This is a genomic window from Streptomonospora sediminis, assembly GCF_054778995.1.
Genome location: NZ_BAAGYZ010000020.1, coordinates 1 through 9,852 on the forward strand (window position 1 = coordinate 1; position 9,852 = coordinate 9,852).

9 protein-coding genes are annotated in these 9,852 nt (G+C 72.1%); 4 read left to right on the plus strand and 5 right to left on the minus strand.

Features of this window, described 5'->3' with window-relative positions; genetic code table 11:
• Positions 1 to 57: 57 nt before the first annotated feature.
• The 4 genes from fabF to ACYVD5_RS05420 all read right to left on the minus strand — a co-directional run bounded on the left by fabF (position 58) and on the right by ACYVD5_RS05420 (position 3,583).
• Positions 58 to 1,296 (minus strand): beta-ketoacyl-ACP synthase II, encoded by a 1,239-nt coding sequence (gene fabF, locus ACYVD5_RS05405; RefSeq protein ID WP_460999791.1) that lies wholly within the window; start codon positions 1,294 to 1,296, stop codon positions 58 to 60.
• Between the two features lie 126 nt (positions 1,297 to 1,422).
• Complete coding sequence (locus ACYVD5_RS05410; RefSeq protein ID WP_460999792.1) at positions 1,423 to 1,662, minus strand: acyl carrier protein; 240 nt, start codon at positions 1,660 to 1,662, stop codon at positions 1,423 to 1,425.
• An 83-nt stretch (positions 1,663 to 1,745) separates the two neighbouring features.
• Positions 1,746 to 2,699, minus strand: coding sequence for a beta-ketoacyl-ACP synthase III (locus ACYVD5_RS05415; protein WP_460999793.1), 954 nt, complete (start codon positions 2,697 to 2,699; stop codon positions 1,746 to 1,748).
• A complete protein-coding gene (locus ACYVD5_RS05420) occupies positions 2,699 to 3,583 on the minus strand; it encodes an ACP S-malonyltransferase (RefSeq protein ID WP_460999817.1) in 885 nt (294 codons plus the stop codon). The genes ACYVD5_RS05415 and ACYVD5_RS05420 overlap by 1 nt, the downstream gene beginning before the upstream one ends.
• A gap of 338 nt (positions 3,584 to 3,921) precedes the next feature.
• Between ACYVD5_RS05420 and ACYVD5_RS05425 the strand changes: the two genes are divergently transcribed.
• Both ACYVD5_RS05425 and ACYVD5_RS05430 read left to right on the plus strand, forming a co-directional pair.
• The gene (locus ACYVD5_RS05425; protein WP_460999794.1) at positions 3,922 to 5,142 is read left to right on the plus strand and encodes a PucR family transcriptional regulator; all 1,221 of its coding nucleotides are present in this window, start codon (positions 3,922 to 3,924) and stop codon (positions 5,140 to 5,142) included.
• A gap of 509 nt (positions 5,143 to 5,651) precedes the next feature.
• Positions 5,652 to 6,569: a hypothetical protein gene (locus ACYVD5_RS05430; protein ID WP_460999795.1), complete on the plus strand. Its 918-nt coding sequence runs from the start codon at positions 5,652 to 5,654 to the stop codon at positions 6,567 to 6,569.
• A gap of 122 nt (positions 6,570 to 6,691) precedes the next feature.
• On the opposite strand, the gene ACYVD5_RS05435 is transcribed toward ACYVD5_RS05430, so the two are convergent.
• A complete protein-coding gene (locus tag ACYVD5_RS05435; RefSeq protein WP_460999796.1) occupies positions 6,692 to 7,396 on the minus strand; it encodes a GntR family transcriptional regulator in 705 nt (234 codons plus the stop codon).
• A 232-nt stretch (positions 7,397 to 7,628) separates the two neighbouring features.
• Here ACYVD5_RS05435 and ACYVD5_RS05440 point away from each other — a divergent pair, with 232 nt between their 5' ends.
• A complete protein-coding gene (locus tag ACYVD5_RS05440) occupies positions 7,629 to 8,876 on the plus strand; it encodes an NRAMP family divalent metal transporter (protein ID WP_460999797.1) in 1,248 nt (415 codons plus the stop codon).
• A gap of 163 nt (positions 8,877 to 9,039) precedes the next feature.
• Entirely contained in the window at positions 9,040 to 9,807 is a 768-nt protein-coding gene (locus ACYVD5_RS05445) for a LamB/YcsF family protein (RefSeq protein ID WP_460999798.1), read from the plus strand.
• Positions 9,808 to 9,852: the final 45 nt, after the last annotated feature.

Below are 9,852 nucleotides of genomic sequence, written 5' to 3' on the forward strand. Positions count from 1 at the left end.
GATCTTCGGCGCCCTTCGCCATGCCCGCAGCCGGTTCGGGAAACTCCCATCAACGATCTAGGGCCGGCGGAACGCGATGGCGACGTTGTGGCCGCCGAAACCGAAGGACTCGTTGATGGCGGCGACCGCATCGGCGGGCATGTCGCGCGGCTTGTCGCGCACGACGTCGACCCGCACCTCCGGGTCGAGCTCCTCGATGTTGATCGTCGGCGGAATCCGGCCCTCGTACAGCGCCAGGACCGTGGCGATGGACTCCACCGCTCCGGCCCCGCCGAGCAGGTGCCCGGTCATGGACTTGGTGGAGGTGACCGCCACCCGGTCGGCGACGGAGTCGCCCAGCGCCGCGCGGATGGCGATGGTCTCGCCGACGTCGCCCGCCGGAGTCGATGTGGCGTGCGCGTTGACGTGGGCGATGTCGGAGGGCTCCAGGCCGGAGTCCTCCAGCAGCGCGCGGATGGCGCGTGTCTGGCCGGTTCCCTCGGGCTCGGGCAGCACGATGTCGTGGGCGTCGTTGGAGTAGCCGGCGCCCGCCGCCACCGCGTAGACCCGCGCGCCGCGGGCGGCGGCGTGCTCGGCCGATTCCAGGACCACGATGCCGGCGCCCTCGCCCATGACGAAACCGTCGCGCTGGGTGTCCCACGGCCGCGACGCGGCCTGCGGGTCGTCGTTGCGGGTGGACAGCGCCCGCATGGACGCGAAGGAGGCGATGTTGAGCGGGTGGATCGCGGCCTCGGTGCCGCCGGCGATGACCACGTCGGCGCGGCCGCTGCGGATCATGTCGACGGCGTCGGCGATCGCCTCGGCGCTGGAGGCGCAGGCGCTCACGGGTGCGTGGGCTCCGGCGCGGGCGGTGAACTCCAGCGCCACCGCGGCCGCGGGACCGTTGGGCATCAGCATCGGCACCGTGAACGGCGAGACGCGCTTCCAGCCGCGCTCGCGGAAGGTGTCGTACTGCTCCAGGATGGTCAGGATGCCGCCGATGCCGCTGGAGACCACGGCGCCCAGCCGGACGGGGTCCATGTCGGGGGCGCCGGCATCGGCCCACGCCTCTTGCGCGGCGATCACGGCCGTTTGCTGGGTGCGGTCCAGGCGGCGCAGCCGAGCGCGGTGCAGCCGCTCGGAGGGCTCCTGGAAAAGCTGCCCGGCGAAGTGGACCGGGAGGTCGGCGACCCAGTCCTCGTGGATCGTGTCGATTCCGGACCGGCCTTCGAGAAGTGCGGACCAGGTGCTGGCGACGTCACCTCCCAGCGGGGTGGTGGCGCCGAGTCCCGTAACGACGACGTCGGTGGTGTTCATCGTCCAGATCGCCCTTCTCGTCGGGTTGGTCGAAATCCCGGCCGGTTCGGCGGACGGGGTGGTCGGAGAACGCGGGAAAGTGCCCGGCCCGCCGGCGCTCGGCCGGCGGGCGCGGCGCGCGGCGCGCTACTTCTGGATGAAGTTGATGACGTCCTGGACCGTCTTCAGGTCCTTGAGTTGGTCGTCGGGGATCTCGACGCCGAACTTGTCCTGCGCGGCGACGGCGATTTCGACCATCGACAGGGAGTCGATGTCCAGGTCGTCAACGAAGCTCTTCTCCGGGGTGACCTCGCTGGCGGAAACTCCGGCGATCTCGTCGACGATCTCGCCGAGGCCGGCCAGAATCTCCTGCTCAGTGTGCGCCATTGTCGGGGTTCTCCTTTTGGTTAATGCGGGTTTGTCCGTCCGTCCGCGGTGGCCCGGTGGTCCGGTCCGTGCTCCGCGGATGTCTAGGGAATCTCCAGCACCTGGGCCGAGTAGTTCAGGCCGGCGCCGAATCCCATGGTGAGCACGAGGCTCCCCGAGGGCAGCTCGCCGCGTCCCGACATGCGCGCCAGCGCAAGCGGGACCGATGCCGACGAGGTGTTGCCCGCGGTGACGATATCGCGGGCGATGATCGCCTGCGGCGCCCCCAGCTTGCGTGCGATCGCCTCGACGATACGCAGGTTGGCCTGGTGGGGCACGAAAGCGGTGAGTTGTTCGGGCCCGACACCCGCCCGGCGCAGCGCCTCGGCGGCCACGGCGTTGAGTTCGGTGGTGGCCCACCGGAAGACCGCTTGGCCCTCCTGGTGCAGGTACTTGCCATCGCGCAGGTAGATCTTGTCGGCGCGATCGCCGGAGCTGCCCCACACTACCGGGCCGATACCGGGGGCCTCGGCCGCGGAGACGACGGCGGCGCCCGCACCGTCGGCGAAGATGACGCATGTGGAGCGGTCGTCCCAGTCGAGCCAGTCGGACAGCCGCTCCGAGCCGATGACCAGCACGTTGTGCGCCGATCCGGAGCGCACCGCATCGGCGGCCAGCCCCAGCCCGTGGCAGAACCCCGCGCAGGCGGCGTTGATGTCGAAGGCGCCCGGAGCGGCGATGCCCAGGCGCGCCGCGACCCGCGCCGCGGCGTTGGGGATCTGGTCGGTCAGCGTGCAAGTGGCGACGATGACCAGATCCACCTCGGCCGGCGCCATACCGCTCGCGGCCAGTGCCTTGCCGCCGGCTGCGGCGGCCATGGACACCACGGTGTCCTCCGGCCCGGCGATACGGCGCTCTTTGATGCCGACGCGGCTCTGGATCCATTCGTCGCTGGTGTCGACGCGCTGGGCCAGGTCGTCGTTGGTGAGCACGTTCGCGGGCTGGTACTCGCCGAACGCGAGAACGCGTGCGCCGGCCGCCGCGGGGAGAAGGTTCATCAGGGGCGGCCTTCCTGTCGGGAAGCGGTGGTTCCCGCGTGCTCGGCGATGAGCTCGCGGGCGCGGTCGAGATCGTCGGGCGTCTTGACCGCCAGCCGCTCGGTTCCCGGCAGCCCGCGCTTGGCCAATCCGGTCAGGGTGCCCGCAGGGGGCAGTTCGATGACGGCGGTCACGCCCAGTCCGGCCAGTGTCTCAGTACAGGAGTCCCAGCGCACGGGCGTACTGATTTGCTGGACCAGGCGATCGAGGTATTCGGCGCCGTCGGCGACAACCGCGCCGTCGCGGTTGGAGAGCAGCCGCGTGCGGGGATCGGCCGTCTCGGTGCCCTTTGCCAGGCGCGCCACCCGATCCACGGCCGGTGCCATGTGGTGGGTGTGGAAGGCGCCGGCCACCGACAGCGAACGCAGCCGGGCGCGCGCCGGCGGGTCGGCGGCGAGCGCGGCGAGCTGGTCGGTGGTTCCGGCGGCGACGATCTGGCCCGAGCCGTTGTCGTTGGCGGGGGTGAGCCCGTGGGTTTCCAGGGCGGCCAGCACCTCGCCGCGGTCGCCGCCGAGTAGGGCGGTCATGCCGGTGGCGGTTTGGGCGGCGGCCTCGGCCATGCCCCGGCCGCGTTCGGCGACCAGGGTCAGCGCGTCCTCGGGGCTCAGCACGCCGGCCAGAGCAGCGGCGGTGAGTTCGCCGACGCTGTGGCCGACCGCGGCATCGACCGAGGAGGGCGCGGTATCGAGGTCGCCGAAGAGCGCGACGGCGGCCGCGAGCCCGGCGCTGACCAGCAGCGGCTGGGCGACGGCGGTGTCGCGGATCTCGTCGGCGTCGGCGTCGGTGCCGTAGCGCCTCAGGTCCAGACCGGCGACCTCGGACCACTGCTCGAAGTGGTCGGCCATACCGGGAAGTTCGAGCCAGGGGGAGAGGAATCCGGGCACCTGAGCGCCCTGGCCGGGAGCAACGATGACAAGCACGCCATCAAGCGTGCCCTGTGAACCCCTGCTGAACGGATGCGGACCCAGACGAAAATAGCGGGTCCCCCTTTGTGGCTCTCCTACAAGACGGACATTTTGCCCGGAGGAGATGCGGTACGGATCACACCTTGGCCTGCCCTGTCGCAGGCAGTCCCCGCTGCGGCCCGGCGCGGGCCGGCCCCGGCGGCCTCCGGGGCCGGCCGGGGCGGCGATGGGCGCAACCGGCGTCTGCGCTGCACCTGCGTTGGTGCCAGTCTAGAAGGGTGAGCACGGATTCCACTGAACACACCGGACCGGAGGCGTCGGACGACGACGCCATCCGCGCCGCCACCGTCCAGCGCCTGGAGCGCGCCATGGGCACCCTGGGCACCGCCGCGGTCGCGCGTATGGAGAGCCGGCTGTCCTGGTTCCGGCGGATGTCGGCCGAGGACCGCTCGTGGGTGGGCCTGGTCGCCCAGTCGGGCGTGGCCGCCTTCGTTGACTGGTTCAAGAATCCGGTGCGGGGGCGCCCGGCCATCACCGTCGAGGTCTTCGGCACGGCGCCGCGCGAGCTGACCCGCTCGGTCACCCTCCAGCAGACCGTCGACATGATCCGCGTGGTCATCGACGTGGTCGAGAACCAGGTCGACGAGCTGGCGGCGCCGGGCGGCGAGCAGCAGCTGCGCGAGGCGGTGCTGCACTACACCCGCGAGGTCGCGTTCAGCTCCGCCAAGGTCTACGCCCGCGCGGCCGAGGCGCGCGGGGCATGGGACGCCCGGCTGGAGGCGCTGGTCGTCGACGCGCTGCTGCACGGCGACCGCGAGGAAGGGCTGCAGACCTGGGGATCGGCGCTGGGCTGGTCGCGCACACCGGTGATGGCGCTGGCGGGCAGTCTGGGCGAGCAGGAGTCCGAAGCCACGCTGGAGGACCTGCGGTTGGCGGCGCGGCGCGCAGGCCACGACGTGCTGGCAGGAGTGCAGGGCGAACGTGTCATCGCGGTCATCGGCATCAGCGAGAAGCTCACCGGCGACTCGGCGGTTATGGCGGCGGCCGAGCCGCTGGCAGGGCTGTTCGGCGCCGGGCCGGTCGTCGTGGGGCCTGCGGTCAGCGACCTGCGGGTGGCCAACCATTCGGTGAGCGCGGCGGTCAACGGGCTGCGCGCGGCCATCGCCTGGCCGGACGCGCCCCGACCGGTGCGCGCCGAGGACCTGCTGCCCGAACGCGCGCTGGAGGGCGACACCGCTGCCCGCCGCCAACTGGTCGACGAGATCTACCTGCCGCTGCGCCGCGCCGGATCGCCGCTGCTGGACACGCTCTCGGTGTACCTGGAGCACGCCTCGTCGCTGGAGTCCACCGCGCGGATGCTGTTCGTGCACGCCAACACCGTGCGCTACCGGCTCAGCCGGATCGCCGAGCTGACCGGCCACGCGCCGGCCGACGGGCGGGGCTCGTTCACGCTGCGGATCGCCATCACCCTGGGGCGGCTGTCCGAGCGCCAGACCTGAGCCGGCACCGGCGCGGGATTCTGCACTGCGGGGGCGGCCGGCCGGGACCGCTGCGGGGCCGCGGCGACCCGTCCTGCTGCGTGCGTGCGGCGTGCGCCGACGGTTCGGGCGCCCGGTGCCGGACCGATTGCGATCTTTGCCCATATGCGTGATTGATTCGCACTATCCGGGGGAGTACAACAATGATCGCCGATGTACCGGGATGTCCCCCACCCCTGTTGTTCCTGTTCGACCACTGGACCGCAGTGCGCTCGCGGGCCCGTACCAGGAGCGCTCGCCTGTGCCGAAATCGGGGCGGAAATCCGCCCTGATCGGGCACTTGACCACCGAGAAGCGTATAGCGTTAGGCAGCGGGTGGTGGCGGGATCCGGAAGACCAGGGCCGAGGCGGCTTCGCCCCGGCCCGGGCGCAGGGGAAACGGGGACTCCCACTCGCACGGATACCGCAGCTTGAGTTTGGGGGGTGCCACAGCAGTGATCTTTGGTCGCGTCAACAAGCAGTTCAGCAGAATGACGGCGGCACTGAGACGTCCGACCGAATCCGGCCAGCTCTGGCGCCAAGTACTCTTCTTCGTTCCGGTTCCGGTCCCGGTCCTGGCCGTCACCGCGCTCCTGGTGGGCGGTACGGTCTCCGCCCCGGGCTGGACCATCCTGCTTGCCGGATCCGTTGCGGTGGCCTCGCTGCTGCTGGCGCTACTGGTCCAACCCACCCCGCTGCCAGAAGGCCTCTCGGCCGAGGCGTCGGTGCGCCGGTCGCTGCACCGCTTCCGGCAGATCACCACGCTGCGCATCGCCTTGGCACTGACCCCCGTCGTCGTGGGCGCGTGCGCCTCGATCGTCGTCGGCGGCCTGTTCCCCCTGCTGGCGGCGCTCGCACTGGCCTGGCCGCAGCTCATACTGGCGGCGCCCACCTTCTTCACCATCACCCGCTCGCGGCGGGCGATGGAGGCATGGGGCACCCGCGCCTACCTGTGGGCGGCGCTGGCCCAGCCGGCACCGGTCGAATGGCCGATCGCAACGGCGCTGGCCGCGCGCTACCGGGCCCGGCGCCGCGCTGCCGACCAGCCGGGTTCCCGCGACCGCGGCGCCGACACCGGCTCCGGCGCCGACTCCGCCGAGGCCCCGGCCGGCACCGCTGCGGCCGCCCGGTTCCCCGCGGCCGTCGACTACAGCACCAGCGCAGCCCCCGGCGCCGGAGCCCCCTCCGGTGACGACTCCGCATCCGACCTGCCCGACCGCCTGGCGGTCACCAGCGAGGAACCCCGGGCCGAACCGAGCCGCATCATCCCCGGTTTCCCCGGGGAACCTGCGGGCTCCTCCGGCGCCGCGCGGCACGTCGCGCGCCAGCCGCCCCGGCCCACCGCCCGCCGCAAAAACCCCGCCCAGCGCCCGGGCGGCGGCAGCAGCCGCCCCAAGGCCAAGAACTGACCTTTGGGTCCGCACCTGCACCGCCCGCCTGCTCCCGCGGCCGCTCCCGGCCGCGGGAGCAGGCGGCAAAGCCGGACCGGGCCGCCGCCCGGTGCCGGTGTTGGTGCAGCGGCCCCCGCTGCTCAGCCGCTGGTGCGGGTGGTGGTGAAGGCGCGCACGAGCTGCTGTTCGGCGATGTCGAAGTAGCCCGTCAGCTCCGCTGCCGCGGTGCCGAACGACCCCGCGGCCATCAGGTCGTAGATCGCGCGGTTGCGGTCGAGGTAGGGCGCGTAGAACTCGCGCGGCGCCGCCATCACATGGAAGACCAGGCGCAGTTCGGCCAGCAGTTGGCGCATCGCCTCGTCGGCGCGCGGGCTGCCCAGCAGCCCGGTGATCGCCTGGTGGAAGGCCATGTTGGCGGTGCCGATGCCTTCCCAGTCGCCGCGGCCGCGCGCCGCGGCACCCTGCTCGACCGCCGCGCCGATGGCGGCGACCGCCTCGGCGGGTGCCTGCGCGCCGGCGTGCACCGCGGCCAGCTCCAGTGCGCGGCGCATCCGGAACAGGTCGGTGACGTCGTCCGCGCCGGGCTTGGCCACGAACACGCCGCGGTTGAACTCGTGGACGAGCAGCCGTTCGTGGCCCAGTAGCCGGAACGCTTCGCGGAGCGTGTTGCGGGAAACCCGGAACTTCTTGCCCAACCGCTCTTCGGACAGCCGCGCCCCCGGCGCCAGCGCGCCGTTGATGATGTGGCCGCGCAGCAGGTCGGCCACCCGCTCGGCGGTGCTGGAGCGTTCCAGGTCCTCTCCGGCGTCGGGGAGGTCGTCGATCCAGTCGCCGGTGGCGGTCACGCGCACTCCTTGTCGTCAGGTCTTGTCCGTGGGGATGGACCGGTTCCATTGTCGCGGATCCCCCTCCGGAGCGCGCACGGCGGGCGGCGCCGCCGTATCCGAAAGTTTACGGACGGCACACCTGACAGAAATTGAAGTATTGGAGTATTGTTCAACAATCTGAGTGATGAGGGTCTCACAGTGCCGTGGGCGCCTCACTGGTTCTCAGGCACCCATCCCCTGGAGACTCCGCATGAGCGAAATCCCCGAAGCCACCCGGAAGTCGCCGCGTCCCCGGCGCATCCTGCTGAGCAGCAGCCTGCTCGGCGCCATGTTCCTGATGGCCACCAGCGCGGTCGGCCCCGGATTCATCACCCAGACGACCGAGTTCACCGCCCGGCTCGGCGCCACGTTCGCCTTCGCGATCCTGGTGTCGGTCCTGGTCGACATAGCCGTCCAACTGAACATCTGGCGGGTCATCGGCGTCGCCGAAACCCGCGCCCAAGACCTCGCCAACAAGGTGCTGCCCGGCGCCGGCTACGTGCTGGCGGCGCTGGTCTTCTTCGGCGGTGTCGTGTTCAACGTCGGCAACATCGCCGGCACCGCGCTCGGGCTCGACGCCCTGGCGGGCATCGACATGAAGGTGGGCGGCGCACTGTCGGCCGCGGTCGCCATCGCACTGTTCCTGCTGCGCGGCGCGGGCGTCGCCCTGGACCGCATCCTGGTGGCGCTGGGCGTGCTGATGATCGGCCTGACCCTCTACGTCACCTTCGTGTCCGACCCGCCCGTGGGCGAGGCGCTGCGCCAGTCGGTGCTGCCCGACGAGCTCGGCGGCGACCTGTTCCTGGCCACCGTCACCATCATCGGCGGCACGGTCGGCGGCTACATCACCTACGCGGGCGCCCACCGCCTCGTCGACAACGGCCAGGGCGGCATCCGCAACGTCGCCGCCGTCACCCAGACCTCGGTCGTGGGCATCGTCGTCACCGGCGTCATGCGGGTGCTGCTGTTCCTGGCGGTGCTGGGCGTGGTCACCGGCGGCGCCGCCATCCTCGACTCGCCCAACGCCCCGGCCGCGGCCTTCACCGCCGCCGCGGGCGAGGTCGGCCGCCGCCTGTTCGGGCTGATCATGTGGGCAGCGGCGATCAGTTCGGTCATCGGCGCCTCATACACCTCGATCTCGTTCATCTCGACGTTCTCGCCGGGGCTGAACCGCAATCGGAACTGGCTTGTCGCCGGGTTCATCGCGGTGTGCGCCGTGCTGTTCTTGACCCTGGGCCAGGCGCCCAAGACCCTGCTCATCCTCGCCGGGGCGCTCAACGGGCTGATCCTGCCGGTCGGACTGGGCATCATGCTCTGGGTGGCGGCGCGGCGCTGGGCGGACCTGCTGCACGGCTACCGCTACCCGCGCTGGCTGCTGGGCATCGGCATCCTGGCCTGGCTGGTCACCGTCTACATCGCGGTCAACTCGCTGAGTGGCATCGCCGGCCTGTGGCAGTAGCGCCGCCGACCGCCGCGTGCCTCCTGCCGGCAGGGGACGGCCCCTGCCGGCAGACGCGGTCGCCGCGGTCGGCCCGTGCGCCTGCGGGCAGCAGGCCACGACCGGGGTATCAGGGCGGCGGGCCGCGGCCCGCCGCACGGAAAGGGAGAGGAGCGGACCGGCATTGCGCATCGACCTCAATTCGGATCTGGGCGAGAGTTTCGGCAACTGGCGGCTCGGCGACGACACCGCACTGCTGTCCATCGTCACCAGCGCCAACGTGGCCTGCGGATTCCACGCCGGCGACCCCACGGTGCTGCGCGACGCCTGCGTGGGCGCCGCGCAGCGGGGAGTGGCCATCGGAGCCCAGGTCGGCTACCGCGACCTCGCCGGGTTCGGCCGCCGGTTCATCGACATGCCGCCGGCCGAACTGACCAACGACGTCCTCTACCAGCTCGGAGCGTTGGAGGCCATGGCGCGCGCAGCGGGCGAGCGCGTGCGCTACGTCAAACCGCACGGCGCGCTCTACAACGCGATCGTGCACCACGAGGACCAGGCCGCGGCGGTCGTCGAGGCCGTTGCGGTCTACGACCGGAACCTGCCCGTCCTGGGCCTGCCCGGGTCGGTGTGGCTGCACCGCGCCGAACAGGCCGGGCTGCGCACCGTTCGCGAGGCGTTCGCCGACCGCGCCTACACCCCCGAAGGCACCCTGGTCTCCCGCCGGGAGCCGGGCGCGGTGCTCGGCGACGCCGGGGAGATCGCCCAGCGGTGCCTGGACATGGTGCGCGGCGAACCGGTGGCGGCGATCGACGGCACCCCGGTGCGCATCGAGGCGGAGTCGGTGTGCGTGCACGGCGACAGTCCCGGCGCGGTGGAGATCGCCCGCACGGTCGCCGACCGGCTGCGCGAATCCGGCGTCGAACTGGCCCCGTTCACCGCCGCCGCCCGATGAGGGGCGGGACGGCGAGCGGGCCGCCCGCGCGGCGGCGCGCGGGCG

Coding starts and splice junctions, on each gene's coding strand:
- fabF (WP_460999791.1), bottom strand. CDS start 1,296: ATGAACACCACCGACGTCGTCGTTACGGGACTCGGCGCCACCACCCCG.
- ACYVD5_RS05410 (WP_460999792.1), bottom strand. CDS start 1,662: ATGGCGCACACTGAGCAGGAGATTCTGGCCGGCCTCGGCGAGATCGTC.
- ACYVD5_RS05415 (WP_460999793.1), bottom strand. CDS start 2,699: ATGAACCTTCTCCCCGCGGCGGCCGGCGCACGCGTTCTCGCGTTCGGC.
- ACYVD5_RS05420 (WP_460999817.1), bottom strand. CDS start 3,583: ATGGCCGACCACTTCGAGCAGTGGTCCGAGGTCGCCGGTCTGGACCTG.
- ACYVD5_RS05430 (WP_460999795.1), top strand. CDS start 5,652: ATGACGGCGGCACTGAGACGTCCGACCGAATCCGGCCAGCTCTGGCGC.
- ACYVD5_RS05440 (WP_460999797.1), top strand. CDS start 7,629: ATGAGCGAAATCCCCGAAGCCACCCGGAAGTCGCCGCGTCCCCGGCGC.